Raw genomic sequence first — 18,828 nt, 5'->3', positions numbered from 1 at the left:
CTAGGTCACGATGTCACCGAACGGCGGGACGTGGTGTCCCCACCGCGTACATGCCCAGCCGAGGAATTGCGCTGCTGGACCGTAGCGTGGCGTCAGTTCGATCGTCTGGGTGAAGTCGAGGCGAGTGCCCGCGGCGAACGCGGTGGGCACACCACCGATCGCCCCGGCCGCCAAGCGCATCGCCATACCGTGACTGACCAGCACCACATCGGTCCTGGCGTCCGGCGTCAGGTACCGCACGCGCAGGTCTTCGAGCACCGGCAGGAAACGATCTAGCACGTCCTTGCCCGCTTCACCGCCGGGAACCGCGACGTCGAGCTCCCCGTGGTGCCACCGTTGATAGGTCTGATGGAATGCCTGGTGCGCGGCATCGGATTCGAGCCCCTCGAAGTCCCCGGCCTGCACCTCGTGCACACCCGCGAGCACGGTGACTGGACCGCCGACGACCGACTCGATCTGCTCGGCGGTCTGGCGGGCCCGCGAAGCGGCCGAGCAGAACAGTCGCGGCGACCCGGTCACCGCGGCACCGAATCGCGCGGCCTGCGCCGCACCGTGATCGGTGAGATGTGGTCCGGGAACCCGTGTTTCGAGCCGCTGCCCGACATTGCCGTGCGACTCGCCGTGGCGCACCATCACCAGCTTCGCCGAGCGATTCTGCCCACCGTTGTCCATGCCTCCATCTTCCGGCATCGACCCGGTCGGGCGGTGGTAGTCAGCGCGGCCCGCGGCGACCCGGCCCGTTGCGAGGTTCCGGAAAGGGAAATCGTAGTGAACCTGCCAGTTCGATACCGCGCCGCGACGGTTCTTTCTGCGCGCGGTCGGACCTCGCGCCGCTTCATGATAAATGCGGGGTCGTATCAGCCGATCGGTTCGGTGTGGTCGCCGAGTAGCACCTCGCGGCGTTCGTGGACGGTAGCGCGCAGCGCTTCGACGACCGCGGCGACTTCGGGACGCCGGAGGGTTTCCGAACGGATGACGAGCCAATAGGTGAGTTGGACGCGGACCTGGTCGGGCAGGACCCGGATCAGGTCGGGGTGGCGGTCGGCCATGAAACAGGGGAGTAGGCCGATGCCCGCGGCGGCTCGGGTGGCTTCCACATGGACGAAGACATTGGTGGAGGAGACGGATCGGGGCATCGCGGGAGCGAAGGCGAGGGCTAGGTCGAGGTCGTCTACCTGGAGGATGGATTCGATGAAATAGACCAGGGGGTAGCGGGCGAGATCGGCGATGGTGGTCGGGGCGCCGTGTTCGGCGAGGTAGTCGCGAGAGGCGTAGAGGCGCAGGCAGTAGTCGCCGAGTTCGATCGCCTCGGCGCGGTGGACCTGAGGTTTGCCGACCACCACTTCGATATCGAGGCCGGTTCGCTGGGTGGATGCTCGTCGGGTTGTGGCGATGATGTCGACGGCGACGCCCGGATGTCTGCGCTGCACGCGCGCGGCGGACGGTGGCGCCAGGTAGGCGCTGAAACCGTCGGTGGCCGAAATCCGCACCACGCCCTCCAGCGTGCGTTCGCCCGCGGTCGAGCCGAGCGACCGGACGGCCGCCTCGACGGCTTCGGCCGCGGTCAAGGCCTCGCGGCCCAGGTCGGTGAGCTCCCAGCCGCCGGTGACCCGGGTCAATACCCGCCCACCCATGGCGTGTTCGAGTGCCGCGATCCGCCGCGAGATCGTCGTGTGGTTGATACCGAGTTCCTCGGCGGCGGTGACGTAGCGCCCGGACCGACCGACGGCCAGCAGCACCAGCAAATCATCAGCACTCGGCCTGCGTCCCGAGGTGGAAGGGGAATGACTCACGTGTGCAGTTTCGCAGATTGCTGCTGCGAAACTGGCCATTGTCACCGAGATGGATCTGCACGAATACTCTCCTCACGGCTTGTGGGCCGCATCACAGTTCGCTCGTGATGTGACCTGGAACAGTGAAGGAGTAGTGCGATGAGCGTGCGGAACGCGATACGACCGACCGGCGACGACCCGGACGAGGCCCCCACCGGACTGCGGCGGGTAGTGGCCGCCTCGATGGCGGGCACCGTCGTCGAATGGTACGAATTCTTCCTCTACGGCACGGCCGCGACCCTGGTGTTCAGCAAGGTGTTCTTCTCCAAGGACACCAGCGACCTCGACGCGATCCTGGCCGCCTTCGTCACCTACGCCGTCGGCTTCGCGGCCCGCCCGCTCGGCGGCATCGTGTTCGGCTACTTCGGCGACCGCTATGGCCGCAAGCAGCTCTTGCAGGTGAGTCTGGTGCTCGTCGGGGCGGCTACCTTCCTGATGGGCTGTCTGCCGACCTTCGCCCAAATCGGTTACTGGGCACCGGCGATGCTGGTGATCCTGCGCTTCATCCAGGGCTTCGCGATCGGCGGCGAATGGGGTGGCGCGGTGCTGCTGGTCGCCGAACACAGCCCGAGCCGCAGTCGCGGGTTCTGGTCGAGCTGGCCGCAAGCCGGTGTGCCCGCGGGCAACCTGCTCGCCACGATCGTGCTGCTGGTGCTGACCTCGACCCTGTCGGACGAGGCGTTCCTGAGCTGGGGCTGGCGCGTGGCGTTCTGGCTGTCCGCGGTGGTCGTGCTCGTCGGCTACTACGTGCGCACCAAGGTCACCGACGCCCCGATCTTCGTGGCCGCGCAGCAGACGATGGATCACGCCAAGGCAGCCTCGTTCAGCCCGTTCGAGGTGCTGCGCAAGTACCCGCGTGGGGTGTTCACCGCGATGGGTCTGCGGTTCGGCGAGAACATCATGTACTACCTGGTCGTCACATTCTCGATTACCTATCTCAAGGTCCACGTGCATGCCGACACCACGACCATCCTGTGGTGGCTGCTCATCGCCCACGCCGTGCACATCGTGGTGATTCCGCTGGCGGGCAGGCTCGGTGACCGTGTCGGCCGCCGCCCGGTCTACCTGGCCGGTGCCGTCGCCGCGGCCACCTGGGGCTTCTTCGCCTTTCCGATGATGGACAGCGGCAACAGCGTGATCATCCTGTCCGCCATCATCATCGGGCTGGTGTTCCACGGGTTCATGTACGCCGGTCAGCCGGCGATCATGGCCGAGATGTTCCCGACCCGGATGCGCTACTCCGGTGTGTCGCTCGGCTATCAGGTCACCTCGATCGTGGCGGGCTCGCTGGCGCCGATCATCGCGGTCAAGCTGCTCGACGAGTTCGGATCATCGGTGCCGATCGCCTGGTACCTGGCGTTCGCGGCGGCCGTCACGGTGATCGCGGTGGTGTGCGCGAAGGAGACTCGCGGCATCGACCTGGAATCTGTCGACCTCGCCGACGCCTCCACCGAGAAAGGTGTTGCCGCATGACCGATCTCGCGGGACGTAAGGCATTGGTCACCGGCGGTGCGAGCGGCATCGGCGCCGCGTGTGCGCGCGAGCTGGCCGCGCGGGGCGCCGAGGTCACCGTCGCCGATATCGATGGCGTCGGCGCGAAAGCGGTGGCGCACGAGATCAGCGGGTACGCCTGGAGTGTCGATCTGCTCGATGTCGACGCGCTGGCCGAGTTGCGGCTCGAGACCGACATCCTCGTCAACAACGCGGGCGTGCAGAGCGTGAGCCCCATCGAGGATTTCGCGCCGGAACGGTTCCGCACCATGCAGACGCTGATGGTCGAGGCGCCGTTCCTGCTGATCCGCGCCGCCCTTCCCTCCATGTACGCGCGGGGTTTCGGGCGGATCGTGAATATCTCCTCGGTGCACGGGATTCGCGCCTCCCATTTCAAGGTCGCCTATGTGACGGCCAAGCATGGGCTCGAGGGATTGTCGAAGGTGACGGCGCTCGAAGGTGGTCCGCACGGGGTCACCAGCAACTGTGTGAGCCCCGGATATGTGCGAACACCCTTGGTGGACAAGCAGATCGCCGAGCAGTCGGCCGCGCATGGGATCCCGGAGCAGGAGGTGCTGGAGAAGGTGCTGCTCACCGAGAGCGCGATCAAGCGGTTGATCGAGCCGGAAGAGGTCGCGGCGCTGGTCGGTTGGCTCGCCTCCGACGCCGCGGGCATGGTCACCGGCTCCTCCTACGTCATGGACGGAGGGTGGAGCGCCCGATGACCGCAGTGGTAGCGGCACCGCAGTGGGTGCCCGACGATCACGATATCGCCAGTGCTCGAATCACCGACTTCGCGCGGTTCGTGGCCGCCCGGCACACTGTCGCGGTGCCTGACTACCACGCGTTGTGGCAGTGGTCGGTCGACGATCTGGACGGGTTCTGGGGTTCGGTATGGGACTACTTCGAGCTCGGCGACCGTCCCGGTGCGGTGCTGGCATCCTCGGAGATGCCGGGTGCGCGATGGTTTCCCGAGGTTCGGCTGAACTATGTCGACCAGGTGATCCGGCAGGCCCGTCCTGATCGTCGCGCGATCGTGTCGGTGGATGAGAACGGGTCGATCAGCGAGCTGTCGTGGGACGACATGCTGAACCAGGTGGCGGCGTTCGCGCAGACCTTGCGCGGTCTCGGCGTTCGCGCTGGAGATCGCGTCGCCGGTTACCTGCCGAACATCCCCGAGGCAGTGATCGCCTTCCTGGCGACCGCGAGTCTCGGGGCAGTGTGGAGTGCGTGCGGGCAGGACTACTCGGCCAGGGCCGCGCTGGACCGGCTCGGGCAGCTCGAGCCGGTGGTCCTGGTGGCTTCCGCCGGTTACCGCTACGGAGGCACAGCGCACAGTCGATCCGACGAGATCGCCGAACTGCGCGCCGGTCTGCCTACGCTGGTAGCGACCGTTGTGGTGTCGGACGTGAACCTGTCCGGCACGCTGAACTGGGCGGATGTGACCGCTGGTGGCGATCGATCCACGATCTCGACGGCGCGGGTCGGTTTCGATCACCCGCTGTGGGTGCTGTATTCGTCGGGCACGACCGGTCTGCCCAAGGGCATCATCCACGGTCACGGCGGCGTGCTCCTCGAACACTTGAAAGCGATGGCACTGCAGTCCGATATCGGCCCCGACGACACGTTCCTCTGGTACACCAGCCCGAGCTGGATGATGTGGAACTTCCAGGTCGCCGGCCTGCTGGTCGGCGCGACCATCGTCTGCTACGCGGGTAGTCCGAGCCATCCTGCCCCGGATACCCTGTGGCACATCGCCGCTCGGCTACGTGCGACCGTTCTCGGGACCAGCCCCGGCTACGTGCTCGCCTGCGCCAAGGCGGGGGTTGTACCGGGCCAGGAGCACGACCTGGCGGCCCTGCGCCTGATCGGCGTCACCGGATCAGCGCTACCCCCATCGTCATCGATCTGGTTGCGTGACAATATCGGTGCGCACATCCCGGTCGCTTCGATCAGCGGCGGCACCGATGTGGTCTCGGCCTTCGCGGGCGGCGCCCGAACCGTTCCGGTCCGTCCCGGTGAACTCTCCGCCCCCTACCTGGGCGTTGCCCTCGAAGCCTGGGACGACAAGGGCAACCCGGTCCACGGCGAAGTCGGCGAACTCGTCATCACCGCGCCGATGCCCTCCATGCCCGTCGGATTCTGGCACGACCCCGACGGAACCCGCTACCGCGCAGCCTATTTCGATACCTACCCCGGCGTGTGGCGCCACGGCGACTGGATCACCCGGACCGAACACGGCAGCATCGTCGTGCACGGCCGCTCCGATTCCACCCTCAACCGCCACGGCATCCGTATGGGCAGCGCCGACATCTACCAAGCGGTCGAACAACTCCCGGAAATCGCCGACGCCCTGGTCATCGGCGCGGAGCAACCAGACGGTCGCTACTGGATGCCCCTGTTCATCGTTCCGGCCGAGGGCATCACTCTCACCGACGACCTGGCCACCCGAATCCGAACAACCATCCGCACCAGAACCTCTCCGCGCCACGTCCCCGACGACATCATCACCGCACCCGGCATCCCCCGAACCCGCACGGGCAAAAAACTGGAAGTCCCCATCAAGAAGCTCCTCCAGGGCGCCGATCCCGCAACTGTCGTGGACCCCAGTGCCGTCGACGACCCCTCTCTACTCGCTTGGTACGGCCAATTCGCCCGAACGAAGCGTCAGGAACGCTGAGCGTGTTACCGGCCGTCCGTCCATAGTCGAACAGCCTGGTCGGCGTGTTACCGATGCAGCGCACCCTCGGACTCGCCCGATATGCGTAGCGTGCGTAACTATGGACACGCTGATCTTCGGTGGTCTGCTGATCACCCTGGTGTTGATCTACCGCGACAGTGTTCGCCGAGCCGTGCTGGCCGCATGGTTCATCACCTTCGTGCTGTGCCTGCTGTTGCTGAAGCTGCACATCACGAGCGGTCTCGGCCTCGGATTGACCTGGTGAGCGCCGTGACCGAGACGGTGACAGTGACCGAGGAGAAGTCCGGTCCGCTCGGCTCGCTGCAATATCTGCTGGCCGTGATCTTCGTGGTCGGCTGGTCCGCGGTGATCTGCGGCGGGTTCGCCGTGCAGTTCATCGACTGGGAGTACCCGTGCCCGCTGTGCATGCTCCAGCGGATGTTCATGGTGCTGGCCGCACTGGGCGGTGCGTTCATCGTGCGCAAGGGCATGAACGGCGTCATCGTGGCGCGCGACTACGCGGTCGGCTGGGGTCTGGCGATAATCGGGTGCGTCGGTGGTGGTTTCACCGCATGGCGGCAGACGATGTTGCACATTCTGCCGGGCGATCCGGGTTACGGCGGCGCCGTCCTCGGCCTGCATCTGTACGTCTGGGCGCTGGTTCTGTATATCGCCGCGATCGCCACCATCGGTGTCGTGACGACCTTTTCGTATCCGACCGCGGCCACGGTCATCCCGCCGTCACTCGCGCTGATCGGCAAGCTGGCGCTGTGGTTCTGCGGTCTGGTGATCGCGGCGAACCTGGTGGTCGTCTTCGGTCTCGAGGGTTTGCACTGGAAGCTGCCCGACGATCCCGCGTGCTACCGATTGTTCTACGACCTCGGCATCCTCGACGGTGGCTGCGTACTTCCCCCGGCGGGATAGCGCCAGGGCGTACCCGGATCGGTCGATCGCCACGCTCGTACCGACGTAGACACGGTGGAAGCGTGGCGATCTCGATCGATGTCTCAGTGGAACAGGGCGGTGAGGTCGACGGTGGCTGCCATGGCGGCGGCGCCCGCGTCGTTGAGGTGCATGCCGTCGCCGCTGTCGAACTCGGGGCGGATGTAGTCGGGGCGCTGGGCGTCGGCCACGGCCCGATCGACGTCGAAGATCGAGTCGAAAACGTCAGTGGTGCGCAGCCATTCGTTGACCGCGTGGCGGGTCGGCTGAGTTTCCAGCAGCGGCATACCGGGGAAGACGCAACCGGCGTACGGGCCGATGGTGGCCGCGTGGATTCGCAGTCCGGCGGCGTGGGCGCGGTCGGCCAGGTCGCGGAAACCGGCGATCAATTCTTCGGTCGTTGCCGAGGGCTGTCCGCCCATCGCGCCGAGGATGAGGTCGTTGATGCCGAAGTTGATCAAAATGTCGGTGACACCGGGGACCTGCAACGCGTCGGAATCGAAACGGCGCAGACCGGATTCGCCGATTTCCTCGGCGGTGAGGCGATTGCCGGCGATGCCGTTGTTCACCACCCAGCCCGTGGTGAGGCGGGCGTTGAGCACGTCGACCGAGCGGCGATTGGCGCTCAGCGTGGTACCGACGCCCTCGAACCAGGAGTCGCCGAACGCGACGGCGACCGGCGTCTGATCGGTGACCAGCACGTCGATTCCGGTGACGAAGAATCGGAACGGAACCTCTTGCGCACCACTGAGTTCCACGTCGCGGGTGTGGTCACCGGAGACGATGTAGGCGATCTCGCCGGGTTGGTGGGAGTAGGTAGCCAGGCCGGTCGAAGTCGCGACATACAGGCTGAGCAGCAGGTCTTCGCCCGCCGCGACCGGCAGGTCGATCGGATCGCTCACGAGTTCGGCGCCCGCGTCGATGGTGACCCCCACCGCGCCGCCGAAGGTGATCTCTCGATCCTCGATGATCGCCGATCCGGTCTTGCGTTGGGCGATGCGTGCGGCCCCGATCCGCAGCGGTGCGTGACCGTAGCGGTTGGTCAAGCGCACGCGTACCGCGTCGCCGCCACCTGTCATGTGCACGACGTGGCGCACAGTCTCGTCACCGAACTCCCGTGACTCGGCGAGCTTGATCTGCTCGTTCGGGTCGATGACGCCGGTCCGGAAGCCCGCGATCCACCTGGTGTTCTGCATGATCTCTCCAATATTTGCCGTGCGGAATAATGCCTACGCATAGGTTTACTCGTAGGTATTCCTCGTGTCAACTATCCGCATGGCAAATATCGGCTAAGCTGGCCTTATGTCCGTGCACGAGCTGTTCGACGACCCCCGCTTCACCATCTCCGGCCTGCTCTTCGAGGCACACAACGGCCTGATCGCCAAGCTGGAGCCGACCTGGAAGGCGCACGGTCTCTCCGGCCTCGACCTCAATGCCCTACTGAGACTGAGTCGCTCCCCGGGGCGCCGCCTACGGATGTCGGATCTCGCCACCCAAACCGAGCTCTCGACCAGCGGCGTCACCCGTCTGGTCGACCGGCTGGCCACCGCGGGACTGGTCGAACGCCAACTCGACCCGACCGACCGCCGCAGCGCCTACGCGGCCCTGACCGATGCGGGCATCCGCCGCCTCGAGCAGGTTCTTCCCGACTACCTCGACGCCCTCGAACAATGGCTCACCGGTCAGCTGACCCCCACGCAACTCGACGGCTTGATCACCGGCCTGCGCGTGATCCGTGACGCCACGAACCCGGCGGCCACCGCCGTGTCCGAGCGGTCCTGAGCGCTCGATGCGACGGATCGATGTCGCAGGGGGACCGGTGACAGCCAGCGCTGAGATTCGCCCCGGGTCCGGTGGGCGGCATTGTTCGACCAGCTCGCGCTTGCGAAGCGCTACTCGGCGCCGGTGAAAGCAGGCGGGTCGGCTTCAGGGGAGTGAATGGTATCGGTGGTGATACGGTGCCGACCCGCCTGCAAACCATTCGTTGTCGGCGTCGGGATGGATTGGCGCCGCCGCTGTGGATAGCGAAGTCCCGCACCGCAACTCGCCGGAATCGTCGCCCCAGGCGCGTGTGTTGCTCCGATCGATGAGCTCGGTACACCGCGGGCCCGGTGTGTATCGGGCCCGCGGTGAGAGGTAGGTCAGGGTAGGGGAACCCAGGTGCCGAAGAACCAGAAGCCGTGCTGCGGTCCGTCGTTCTTGTGATGCTCCGGCTGTTGCTGGGGCCGATGATCCTGGCCCTGCTCGGGCCGCTGCTGATCGTGGCCGCCCGGATCCGCGCTCGCCATGCCCGCAGTAGCGCCGACCACTCCGAGAGCGAGAGTGCCCGCCACCGCGGCCTTGGCCAGTGTCGTTGTCATTCTCATGCGCGTTCCTCCTGATCTTCGATCTCACTGCCGAGATCATCGGCCGGCCGAAGTGCTCGGCCGATAGCTGAATCTTCGCGGCGCAAGTGTCGAGCACGGTGGGACGCGGCTGGGAGTCGGCTGTGTATCGGATCCGGTGTCCGTGCACAGACCCCGGCGCCGACCCTCGATGGAGCCGACGTTGTTACAGTGCACCAGCCGTGGTGTTCGGGAAACCGGTGTGGAACCGGTGCGGCCCTCGCCACTGTGATCGGGAGTTGTGAATCGATCCGGACGACGTCTGTCGTCCGGAGCCACTGGGGCACCTGCCCTGGGAAGGTGGATTCACCGCGCACTATCCCGTCAGCCAGGAGACCGGCCACGGCTACGCAGTACCCCATTCCACGAGGACCTGGAAGGCCGTCTCTTGACCCGCTCTGTTTTCGCGCGCCTACGTTCCGGCGCGTTGCTCGCCTGCGCGATCGTTGTCACCGGTTGCGGTGTGCAACCCCTCTCCGACGCGGGCGGCGCAGCTGTTGTCGCCCGCGTGAACTGTGGGATCGACGTTGCCGTCGATGGCCCACCGCAGCGGATCTACGCGGCGTATCAGCCGTCGATCGAGATCGCGCACGCGCTCGGTGTCACCGATCGGCTGGTGGGTACGGCATTTCTGGACTCCGCCGTGCTTCCGGAGTATGCCGACGCGCAGGCGCGCGCACCCTACGTCGAGAAGCTGCCGAGTCGCGACGAACTGCTCGCCCAGCGACCCGACTTCGTGATGTCGGGTTTCAACGGGGTGTTCGCCTCCTCAGCGCAGAACAGCGTCGGTACCAGGGCAAGCCTGCACGAATTGGGTGTGCGCACCTGGGTGCTGAGTCCACTGTGCCCGAGCGCCGACGGACTCGCCGATGAAGCGATCGACCCCGACACCGTGCGCTTCGACAACGTGTACGCCGACCTGCGCGATCTCGGTGCCCTGTGGGGGACCTCCGAGCGCGCCGACGAGGTTGTCACGCAGCTGAGTTCGCGCATCGACGCGGTCCGCGCGAAGGTCGGCAACGCCGGGAAACCGCGGGTCGCGGTCGTCACGCCCAAAGACGACGGCTCTTATACCGTGGCAGGCGGCATCGACTTCATCACCCAGATCATCGAGGCCGCAGGTGGAGTGAACGCCTTCGCCGATCTCACTGTGAAGCGCAACGTGCCCGTCGGCGCGGAAGAGCTCATCGCCCGTGACCCCGACATCATCCTGACCAGCCTGTGCTGCAAGGCGACCTACACGCGCACCGACGCTCAGCCCCAGGTCGACAAGATCGTCGGAAACCCGGCATTCGCGAATCTGGCGGCCGTGCGGAACGCGACCGTGCACCCGTTCCTGTTCGCCGACCGCGCGGCAGGCGTGCGGATCGCGCACGCGACCGAACTGGTCGCCGCATTGATCCATCCCGAGCTGTTCCGGCGGTGACGCGCACCGCTCGCGGCACCGGTCTGATCCTGGCCGGCGCCGCGCTGGCGGCTGCCTGCGTCGCGTCCATCCTGATCGGTTCACACCCGCTCACCCTCGACCAGGCCGTGGTCGCGTTCACCGATTTCCAGGGGACCGACACCGACCGGGTCGTGCGCTACATCAGGCTGCCGAGAACTGTCGCGGGCCTGCTCGCGGGTGTCGCGTTGGCGCTGGCAGGCGCGGTGATGCAGGGGCTCACCCGCAACCCACTGGCCGGGCCGGGCCTGCTCGGCATCAACGCGGGTGCGTCGCTGGCGATCGTGATCGCGATGGGTACGTTCGGCCTCACGGCGACGGGCGGCTTCATCTGGTTCGGCTTCCTCGGCGCCGCGATCGCCGCCGCGTTCGTCTACACGCTGGGATCGTTGGGGTTCGGTGGCGCGACCCCGGTGAAACTCGCGCTCGCGGGCGCCGCCTGCACCGCGCTGTGTGGGTCGATCACCACGGCGATCACCCTGCTCGACCGGACGCTGTTCGACAACTTCCGATTCTGGGTGGTCGGCTCGTTGGCTCGCGCCGACATCGAATCCGTATGGCAGACAGCACCGTTCATCGCTGCCGGGTTGTTGCTGGCGGTAGTGGTGGCCCGGCCGTTGAACGCCGTCGCCATCGGTGACGACCTGGCGCGCACGCTCGGCACCCGACTGGTCGCGACGCGGGCGACCGGTGCGCTGAGCGTGGTGCTGCTCGCAGGCTCAGCAGTCGCCATCGCCGGGCCGGTCGCCTTCATCGGCTTGGTGATCCCGCACATCGCCCGATTCTTCGCCGGACACGACTACCGGTGGATTCTGCTCTGGTGTGCGCTGCTCGGCCCGACGCTGCTGTTGGTGGCCGACATTCTCGGACGGATGCTGGCGCGGCCACAGGAAATCCAGGTCGGCATCATCACCGCCTTCGCGGGCTCGCCGTTCTTCCTCTTTCTCGTGCGCAATCGAAAGGTGGCCACACTGTGACGCTCACCGAGCGCAGCATGCTGCCCAGCGGCACGCTGTTGCTGCGAACACCCGACCGGCGCATCGTCTTTCGCGTCGGGAAACGGTCCGCGGTCCTGACCGTGCTGATCACCGCGGCCGCGTTGACGGTGGCGGCGTGGTCACTCACGATAGGCTACTACCCGCTCACAGTCGCTGACGTGATGCGTGTCCTCGGTGGCGGTGGCACGCTCATCGAGTACGACGTGGTGGTGGCCGACCGGTTGCCGCGTGTGCTCACCGGGCTGTGTGTCGGCGCGGCCTTCGCGATATCGGGGGCGATCCTGCAACGGATCGCGACCAACCCACTGGTGAGCCCCGAGATCATCGGGATCAACGCGGGCGCCTCACTGGGCGCGTTGGTGGTGAGCGTGTTGCTCGGTGGTGCCGGGCTGGGGCTGGTCGGCGGGGCGGTGATCGGTGCCGGAGTGGCCATGGTGCTGATCGTGGCCGTGGCCACCAAGGACGGGCTCGATGGCTATCGACTCGTGCTCGTCGGCATCGGCGTCACGGCGATGCTGTCCTCGGCCATCGCGTTCATTCTGACCATCGCCGACAACTACCAGGCGCATACGGCCGCCATGTGGCTCACCGGCAGCTTGGCCAACCGCGATGGGAGCCACGTCGGGTTCGCCGCGACGGCGCTGGTGGTGGTCGTGCCGCCGCTGCTCGTTCTCGCTCGCTCGTTGCCGCTGCTGGAAATGGGTGACGAGCTGGCGAATTCGCTGGCTGGGCGGCGCGGCCCGCATCGCATCACACTCATCGTCGTCGCGGCCGCCGCCGCGACCCTCGCGACGGCCGCGGCCGGGCCGATCAGTTTCGTCGCCTTGGTGGCGCCGCAGATCGCGCGACGGCTGCTGGCCGAACGCGGTGCCGGGCTCGCGCCCGCGGCTGCCACCGGGGCGTTGCTGGTGGTCGCCGCCGACCTGGCCGCCCGGCGGCTGTTCCCGGCGGAACTCCCTGTCGGGGTGGTGACCGCCATCCTCGGCGCTCCCGTTCTCGTCTACCTCCTCGCCCGCGCAACCCGGATCGGACACGCTGGATGACCGCACACCTGACTACCGAGGGACTCACCCTCGGCTACGGCGACACCGCGATCGTCACCGACGCCACCGTCGACTTCCCGACGGGTGCGATCACCGTCATCGTCGGCCGCAACGGCTGCGGCAAATCGACCCTGCTGCGTGGCCTGGCCCGGCTGATCGCGCCTACGGCGGGCGCGGTCCTGCTCGACGGTGCCGATATCGCACCGCAGCCCGCGCGCACGGTCGCCCGTCGGCTCGGCATGTTGCCGCAACAACCGGTCGCCCCCGACAGCATCACCGTGGGTGAACTCGTCGGCCGCGGCCGCCATCCCCACCAACGCTGGTTCCGTCAATGGTCGGCGCGCGACGGTGAGGCCGTGCGAAAAGCGTTGGTGGCCACCGACACTCTCGAGTTGATCGACCGATCGGTGGATCAACTCTCCGGCGGTCAGAAACAACGGGTGTGGATCGCGCTCGCGTTGGCGCAGGACCCCGAGGTGATGCTGCTCGACGAACCGACGACCTTTCTCGACCTGGCGCACCAACTCGACGTGCTCGACGTTCTGCGAAACCTGTTGCCGCGCACTATTATTGTCGTCCTGCACGACCTGAACCTCGCCGCCCGCTACGCCGACCATCTCGTCGCCGTGCAGGACGGCCGCGTGGTCGCGCAAGGTTCACCCGCCGAGATCGTGCGTCCCGAGCTGGTGTCGGAAGTCTTCGGCATCGACTGCACGGTGATCGAGGACCCGATGACGGGCACACCGCTGGTGATTCCGGCCCCGCGAACGGTGCGTACCGCATGACGCGCCGGTATGTCCTCATCGCCCGGCCGACTCCGTCGGGCGTCGATCTCCCGTCCGTCGAGGCTCTGGCCGAGGCCTGCGGAGTCGGCTACGCGCTACTCGACCAGGAGGAGCCGACCATCCACACCGCACTGGATACCGCCGCCCGCGACGAATCGCCGGTCACGCTGATCCCGCTCGCGGTGCCACGCGACCGGTACCTCGAGACCTGGATCGCGCGCGCGGTAGCGAACTGGAAGGAAACGCGCGGGAGCGAACTCGACGTGCGCATCACCGACGGCGTCGACACCGCCGCCGGATTCGCCGATGTGGTGCGTTCCAGGATGTCCGAGGACGGCACACCGGTGACGGCGAGCCCGCGGGGCTTCCGCAGCCCGGCCTGGTCCGAAATCCCCGACCACACCTCGCACATCCTGGTCTGTCGAGGCCCCCGCTGCACCGTGTACGGCGCGGGCGAGCTGCACCGGACTCTGCGCCGCGACCACCCGGGCGCCCTGATCACCCCGACCGGCTGCCTCAACCCGTGCAATCTCGGCCCGCTCTACATCACCTACCCGGACGGCGAATGGCATACCAACGGCATCCGCGGGGGTGACTCCATCGGCGCCGCGCGCGATAGCCTGACGGAATGATCGAGGACGAACCGACCACGATCCACCCCGACCGGGCTGCGCGGCAGCAGGCCCTCGCATGCTGATCGAGAAGCAGCGCTGGGCCGGGATCCGCAGTGGGGCCGTGACGGTGCTCTTTCGCCGGTGGCGTCACCGGCAGGCCACCGAGGGCAAGGTCTACCGCACCGGTGCGGGGCGCATCGCCGTCGACCAGCTGTCGACGGTCACCGCCGATCAGATCAGCATCGAGGACGCGCGCGCCGGAGGATATGACGCACCCGCCGATGTGGTCGCCGATCTCAGAGGTGCCGACGACGACCCGATCTATCTGCTCCGGATCCGCTATCTCACCGACGAAGATCCGCGTGACGCGCTGGCCGCCGACGACCGGATCGACGATGCCGCGGCGTTGGCCGCCCGCCTCGCACGCATGGACCGGACCGATGCCGAGGGCCCGTGGACCCACGACACGCTCCGAATCATCCAGCGGCGCCCCGCGACCCGGGCGCCCGACTTGGCCGAGGAACTCGGGCGCGACCCGCACCGCTTCAAACTCAACGTGCGCAAGTTGAAGAACCTCGGCCTGACCATCAGCTTGGGCACCGGCTATCAGATCTCACCCCGCGGCGTGGCCTTACTGGCGGCCATGGATTCGGCGCAGACCGGCGATTGACCGCGGCGAGTGAACCTCGGCGCCGCCTTGCCTATCAGGCGCCCGGACGATCCCTGTCTGGCCCGGCGAACTCTCAGCGTCCTACCTGGGGTGTGTCCCTCTAAGCCTGGGACGAGCAAGGCAACCCGTCTGATCTACCGCGACACTGCGTCGAATCGTGTTGGTCGCATGGTTCATCACCTTCGTGCTGTGCCTGCTGTTGCTGAAACTGCACATCACGAGCGGTCTCGGCCGCGGATTGACCTGGTGAGCGCCGTGACCGCGACGGTGACTGGCAGACCCCCGTGCAGCTCGACGGCTTGATCACGGGCCTGCGTGTCATCCGTGACGCCATGAACCCGGCGGCGGCTGCTCGGTCCTGAGACGAGTCACGCGAGCCCCGCCTCAGCGGTTCCGAGGTCGAATCGGATCCCGGTGCGCAGAGTTGCGATCGCGGGCATTCCGAACATGCGGTGGAAGGTTTCGCTGAAGTGCGAGGGTGTGGCGAAACCCGCATCCGTCGCCGATCGGGTCAGATCGTGGCCGGCGCATACGCGCTGCGGGTGCGTATCTCACCGTGGGTGGCGGTCTCGAGAATGAACGGCCCGTCGAGTCCGACGGTGAGTACCGGGACCGAGCCGGAGTGCAGGTCGACGCCGAGTTCGGGCCCGAGATACCCGGCATGACCCGGCCGGATCCAGATCACCGGCGACCGTGCCGGACCGCACGATTCCGAAAGCGCCCCATCGGTCACACCTGCCACGGTAACGGTGCGCCGCTTCGAACTACAGCGGCCGACCACGAGAGGACAGAAATCGTGAAGATCCCACTGGCAATGCTGGTAGGCGTCGCCGTCCTGACCGTCAGCGCATGCGCGATGCGGCTGTCGGCCGGCGAAACAGACACTGCGCACACAGGTTCCGGACTCGATCCGGCTGCGCTGCAATCCGCGCTGGATGCGGTCCGCGACGCGGGAATGACCGGTGTGTACATGGAGGTACGTGACGGCGACCGGGTGTGGAGTGGCACGGCGGGGGTCGCCGATGTCACCTCCGGCGAACCCATCGGCCCCGACATGGTCCACCGAGTAGGCAGCATCACCAAGACGTTCATCGCGGCCGCGATCATGCAGCAGGTAGAGCAGGGGCGGATCGGGCTCGACACACCGATCGGTGACTACCTGCCGCACTTGGTCCCTGGTGAGCGTGGCGCGCAGATCACGGTTCGGATGCTGCTCAACCACACCAGCGGACTGGCCGAGCACCTGCCGTACTCATTTCCTTCCCTCGCAGCCTTTTTCGGCGGGACGCAGCTGTCGTCGGAGAGCTTGGACAAGCATCAGTTCACCCAGTTCGACCCGGTCGAGTTGATCGGAATGGGCGTCAGCGCGCCGCCCGCCACCCTGGCGCCCGGAGCGACCCCCGGCGTGTACTCCAACACCAACTACTTCCTGCTGGGCGAACTGCTGGAGCAGGTGACCGGAACTGCATTCGAGACCTATGTCGCCGAGCAGGTGATCGGACGTGCCGGGCTCGAGCACACCGCGTTTCCGGACGGGCCGACCCTGACGGTTGCGCACCCGCGAATGTACGAGCGGCTGTTCGGAATGATCGATCCGCCGCGCGACTACAGCGTCTACAACATGTCGTGGGCGCTGCCCGGCGCCGGACTCGTCTCGACCATGGCGGACCTGAATCGCTTCTACCGCATGCTGTTCGGTGGGCACATCGTCAGCCGCGAGTCGTTGGCGCAGATGCAGCGTACGGTGCCCGTCATCGCACTGGACGGTACGCGGATCGAATACGGTCTCGGCCTGCACCGGGTGCGGACTCCCGGCGGCGAAACATTCTGGGGCCACGACGGCAGTGTCTTCGGTGCCCAAGCACTATCTCTGACCAGCGCCGACGGCACCCGCCAGATGTCGGTCGCGACAAACCTCGTGCGGTGGAACGAGATCGGCCCCGACGGAAAGCCGAAGCCACACCCCATCGACGACGCCCTCGCCACCCTCTACCACATCGCGATGGGCGACGAGTGATCCTTCGGCGGCGCTCTGTGCCCGTGCCGAGGCTGCGGGGCTCGACGTCACGAGCATGGTGAGCAACCGGACCAGTGTGCTGGTCACCAACAATGCCCATGCGGCATCGACCGCGCCTGGTCGTGCTGAAATCCGGCCCGCGGAGCCGACGGTGTTGTCGCGAGGTCAGGTGATCGACGTGCCGATCGCCGGGGGCGGCAATACGTGGACTCTGCGGGCAACGTGGAGCCAGCTCAGTGCGCCGACCGTGGATCTCGTCGCGTTCCTGCTCGGCAGCGATGAGCGAGTCGACGACTCCGACGACTTCCTGTTCTACAACCAGCCAGAATCGCAGGGCGCCAAGCTTTCCGAGGATGGGCCGAACGAGCAGTCGATCACCCTGATCCTCGATGACCTGCCCGAGCACTGCACTCGCGTCGTCCTCGCCGCTTCGCTCGACGGTGCCGGTCTCACCTTCGGCGACGTCGGCGCCATCGAGCTGGACTTCGCCGCAGGCACGGAATCGAGCACCGCGATACGTTCCACGCTCGATGCCGCAACCGTGGAGCGCACCCTGCTGCTCGCGGAGCTGTCTCTGCGCGGTGAAGATTGGCGGCTGCGCGCGGTTGGCCAGGGCTAGGAGACCGATCTCGCCGAACTGGCCAGGCGGTACGGGGTCGACGTCGACGAATGACGCCGCACGAGGTGGCGGCCGCGGTCGATGTCGGCCTCGCTGACAAGCACGACATCGCATCGCTCGCGGGCATCCGGTCGGGGATGCCCGCGAGCGTCGGTAGCCTGACCGTTCGAGATCAGCTGCCGAAGCTTTCGGCGACCATGTTCTCGGTGAGGCCGTAGTCGGCGAGGGAATAGTGGTGGGTGGGTTTGCGTGCGCCGGTGCGGCTTTCGTTGTCGAGGGCGGTGATGGCGGTTCGAGCTTCAGGTGTGAGGGTGGCACCGGTACGGGCGTACACACTGTCGACGACGCCAAGGGGGTCAGTGCGGAGATCTTCGAAGTCGATGTCGATGAAGGTGGCTTCGGGGTGTCGGGCGCGGGCGGCGGTGAATTCGTGGAGGCCGCGCGACCACAGGTCGAGTTGGGTGCGGCCGATGGTTTCGCCGGTGAAGGTGGTTGACCAGCCGCGGGTGGCGTGTTCGTTGAGGCTGCAGACCGACGGGATGATGGTGGCGGGGTCGCGGTGGGTTTGGATGACGATGGCGTCGGGGTAGGTCGCCAGTAGGGCATCGAGGCAGAACAGGTGGCTGGGGTTCTTGAGGACCCAGCGGCGGGTGTCGTTCATGCCGATCAGCTGCAGGTTGCGGCGGTGCCGTGCGTAGGCGGGCGTCCAGTCTTGACCGGCTAGCCATTGCGTGTAGCCCGGGATATAGGCGAGGCATCCGTAGGAGTGCGACATGCCCGATTGGCGCAGCAACTGCCAGCATTCCTCCACGTCGGAGGCGCTCATGTAGTGCAGGCCCATGAATTCGGGGTTCTGGACCTGATGCTGTCGCAGACCCGCGTCGATCTGCGCGTAGGCGGGATTGCCGGCCCAGCTCTCGCGCGGTGGTCGCGGCTGCGGGAAATCGGTCAGCCACATCTCCAGCCCCTGGTTGGCCGGATCGGCGGCCAGCAGCCGGTGCAGTGCGGTGGTACCGGTCCGGGGCAGCCCGGTGACGAAAATCGGCTGGGTGACCGGTGTTTCGACGTAGCCGGGATTGGCCGCCCACGCGGCTTCACTCAGCGCACGGGCAACCAGTGCACCGCGCAGGAAGAACCGCGACATCTTGGAGCCGAGCTCGGTGAGCCCGGCCTCGTCGCGATACGAGTCGAGCAGAACCTGCATCGCCTCGGTGTAGTCGTCGGTCCCGAAATCGGTGAGACCGGTGAGTTTGGTGGCCGAGGCGTGCAGGTCGGCCACGGTGCCGACATCGGTGCGCACAGTCATCTT

General features: G+C 66.9%; 21 protein-coding genes and 1 riboswitch. Of the genes, 15 read left to right on the top strand and 6 right to left on the bottom strand.

Annotated elements, in window-relative coordinates; translation table 11 throughout:
- On the bottom strand, positions 1–672 hold the full coding sequence (locus ACFWO8_RS13240) for a histidine phosphatase family protein (protein ID WP_378949250.1): 672 nt from the start codon (positions 670–672) through the stop codon (positions 1–3).
- Positions 673–857: 185 nt separating this feature from the next.
- Positions 858–1,832 carry a LysR family transcriptional regulator gene (locus ACFWO8_RS13235; RefSeq protein WP_378949247.1) on the bottom strand — a complete coding sequence of 325 codons (975 nt, stop codon included), beginning with the start codon at positions 1,830–1,832 and terminating at the stop codon, positions 858–860.
- Between the two features lie 99 nt (positions 1,833–1,931).
- On the opposite strand from ACFWO8_RS13235, the gene ACFWO8_RS13230 reads away from it, so the two are divergent.
- From ACFWO8_RS13230 to ACFWO8_RS13210, 5 genes are all read left to right on the top strand, one after another.
- Entirely contained in the window at positions 1,932–3,305 is a 1,374-nt protein-coding gene (locus tag ACFWO8_RS13230; RefSeq protein ID WP_378949244.1) for an MFS transporter, read from the top strand.
- Positions 3,302–4,048, top strand: coding sequence for a 3-hydroxybutyrate dehydrogenase (locus tag ACFWO8_RS13225; RefSeq protein ID WP_378949241.1), 747 nt, complete (start codon positions 3,302–3,304; stop codon positions 4,046–4,048). Before ACFWO8_RS13230 ends, ACFWO8_RS13225 begins: the two co-directional genes overlap by 4 nt.
- Entirely contained in the window at positions 4,045–6,003 is a 1,959-nt protein-coding gene (locus tag ACFWO8_RS13220) for an acetoacetate--CoA ligase (protein WP_378949238.1), read from the top strand. The genes ACFWO8_RS13225 and ACFWO8_RS13220 overlap by 4 nt, the downstream gene beginning before the upstream one ends.
- A 100-nt stretch (positions 6,004–6,103) precedes the next feature.
- Positions 6,104–6,268 (top strand): DUF5993 family protein, encoded by a 165-nt coding sequence (locus tag ACFWO8_RS13215; RefSeq protein ID WP_378949235.1) that lies wholly within the window; start codon positions 6,104–6,106, stop codon positions 6,266–6,268.
- Positions 6,265–6,927, top strand: coding sequence for a disulfide bond formation protein B (locus ACFWO8_RS13210; RefSeq protein ID WP_378949232.1), 663 nt, complete (start codon positions 6,265–6,267; stop codon positions 6,925–6,927). Before ACFWO8_RS13215 ends, ACFWO8_RS13210 begins: the two co-directional genes overlap by 4 nt.
- An 83-nt stretch (positions 6,928–7,010) precedes the next feature.
- Here the strand turns inward: ACFWO8_RS13210 and ACFWO8_RS13205 are convergent, their stop codons facing one another.
- On the bottom strand, positions 7,011–8,141 hold the full coding sequence (locus ACFWO8_RS13205) for a GDSL-type esterase/lipase family protein (protein WP_378949229.1): 1,131 nt from the start codon (positions 8,139–8,141) through the stop codon (positions 7,011–7,013).
- Positions 8,142–8,247: 106 nt separating this feature from the next.
- On the opposite strand from ACFWO8_RS13205, the gene ACFWO8_RS13200 reads away from it, so the two are divergent.
- Positions 8,248–8,727 carry a MarR family winged helix-turn-helix transcriptional regulator gene (locus tag ACFWO8_RS13200; protein WP_378949226.1) on the top strand — a complete coding sequence of 160 codons (480 nt, stop codon included), beginning with the start codon at positions 8,248–8,250 and terminating at the stop codon, positions 8,725–8,727.
- A gap of 359 nt (positions 8,728–9,086) precedes the next feature.
- Here ACFWO8_RS13200 and ACFWO8_RS13195 read toward each other — a convergent pair whose 3' ends face one another.
- Positions 9,087–9,311, bottom strand: a complete 225-nt coding sequence (locus tag ACFWO8_RS13195) for a hypothetical protein (RefSeq protein WP_378949222.1) — start codon at positions 9,309–9,311, stop codon at positions 9,087–9,089.
- A gap of 184 nt (positions 9,312–9,495) precedes the next feature.
- Positions 9,496–9,689: riboswitch (cobalamin riboswitch) on the top strand.
- Positions 9,690–9,717: 28 nt separating this feature from the next.
- Here ACFWO8_RS13195 and ACFWO8_RS13190 point away from each other — a divergent pair.
- The 7 genes from ACFWO8_RS13190 (at position 9,718) to ACFWO8_RS13160 (ending at position 15,133) form a co-directional block, all read left to right on the top strand.
- The gene (locus ACFWO8_RS13190) at positions 9,718–10,755 is read left to right on the top strand and encodes an ABC transporter substrate-binding protein (RefSeq protein ID WP_378949219.1); all 1,038 of its coding nucleotides are present in this window, start codon (positions 9,718–9,720) and stop codon (positions 10,753–10,755) included.
- Entirely contained in the window at positions 10,752–11,750 is a 999-nt protein-coding gene (locus tag ACFWO8_RS13185) for a FecCD family ABC transporter permease (protein WP_378949215.1), read from the top strand. Before ACFWO8_RS13190 ends, ACFWO8_RS13185 begins: the two co-directional genes overlap by 4 nt.
- Positions 11,747–12,814 (top strand): FecCD family ABC transporter permease, encoded by a 1,068-nt coding sequence (locus tag ACFWO8_RS13180; RefSeq protein WP_378949212.1) that lies wholly within the window; start codon positions 11,747–11,749, stop codon positions 12,812–12,814. Before ACFWO8_RS13185 ends, ACFWO8_RS13180 begins: the two co-directional genes overlap by 4 nt.
- Positions 12,811–13,599: an ABC transporter ATP-binding protein gene (locus ACFWO8_RS13175; RefSeq protein WP_378949209.1), complete on the top strand. Its 789-nt coding sequence runs from the start codon at positions 12,811–12,813 to the stop codon at positions 13,597–13,599. The genes ACFWO8_RS13180 and ACFWO8_RS13175 overlap by 4 nt, the downstream gene beginning before the upstream one ends.
- Entirely contained in the window at positions 13,596–14,231 is a 636-nt protein-coding gene (locus ACFWO8_RS13170) for a (2Fe-2S) ferredoxin domain-containing protein (protein ID WP_378949206.1), read from the top strand. The genes ACFWO8_RS13175 and ACFWO8_RS13170 overlap by 4 nt, the downstream gene beginning before the upstream one ends.
- 58 nt (positions 14,232–14,289) lie before the next feature.
- Complete coding sequence (locus tag ACFWO8_RS13165; RefSeq protein WP_378949203.1) at positions 14,290–14,883, top strand: hypothetical protein; 594 nt, start codon at positions 14,290–14,292, stop codon at positions 14,881–14,883.
- Between the two features lie 157 nt (positions 14,884–15,040).
- Positions 15,041–15,133, top strand: a complete 93-nt coding sequence (locus ACFWO8_RS13160) for a DUF5993 family protein (protein WP_378949200.1) — start codon at positions 15,041–15,043, stop codon at positions 15,131–15,133.
- A 261-nt stretch (positions 15,134–15,394) separates the two neighbouring features.
- On the opposite strand, the gene ACFWO8_RS13155 is transcribed toward ACFWO8_RS13160, so the two are convergent.
- Positions 15,395–15,616 (bottom strand): hypothetical protein, encoded by a 222-nt coding sequence (locus ACFWO8_RS13155; RefSeq protein ID WP_378949197.1) that lies wholly within the window; start codon positions 15,614–15,616, stop codon positions 15,395–15,397.
- A gap of 63 nt (positions 15,617–15,679) precedes the next feature.
- Between ACFWO8_RS13155 and ACFWO8_RS13150 the strand changes: the two genes are divergently transcribed.
- Positions 15,680–16,900, top strand: coding sequence for a serine hydrolase domain-containing protein (locus ACFWO8_RS13150; protein WP_378949194.1), 1,221 nt, complete (start codon positions 15,680–15,682; stop codon positions 16,898–16,900).
- Positions 16,901–16,955: 55 nt separating this feature from the next.
- Positions 16,956–17,519, top strand: coding sequence for a TerD family protein (locus tag ACFWO8_RS13145; RefSeq protein WP_378949191.1), 564 nt, complete (start codon positions 16,956–16,958; stop codon positions 17,517–17,519).
- Positions 17,520–17,691: 172 nt separating this feature from the next.
- On the opposite strand, the gene ACFWO8_RS13140 is transcribed toward ACFWO8_RS13145, so the two are convergent.
- Entirely contained in the window at positions 17,692–18,825 is a 1,134-nt protein-coding gene (locus ACFWO8_RS13140; RefSeq protein WP_378949187.1) for a sulfotransferase family protein, read from the bottom strand.
- Between the last annotated feature and the right edge of the window lie 3 nt (positions 18,826–18,828).

Origin of the sequence: Nocardia sp. NPDC058480, from assembly GCF_042720495.1 — a bacterium.
In the GTDB taxonomy this organism is placed as follows: domain Bacteria; phylum Actinomycetota; class Actinomycetes; order Mycobacteriales; family Mycobacteriaceae; genus Nocardia.
The sequence above is the reverse complement of the archived record's forward strand: the minus strand, read 5'-3'. Positions and strand labels throughout refer to the sequence as shown.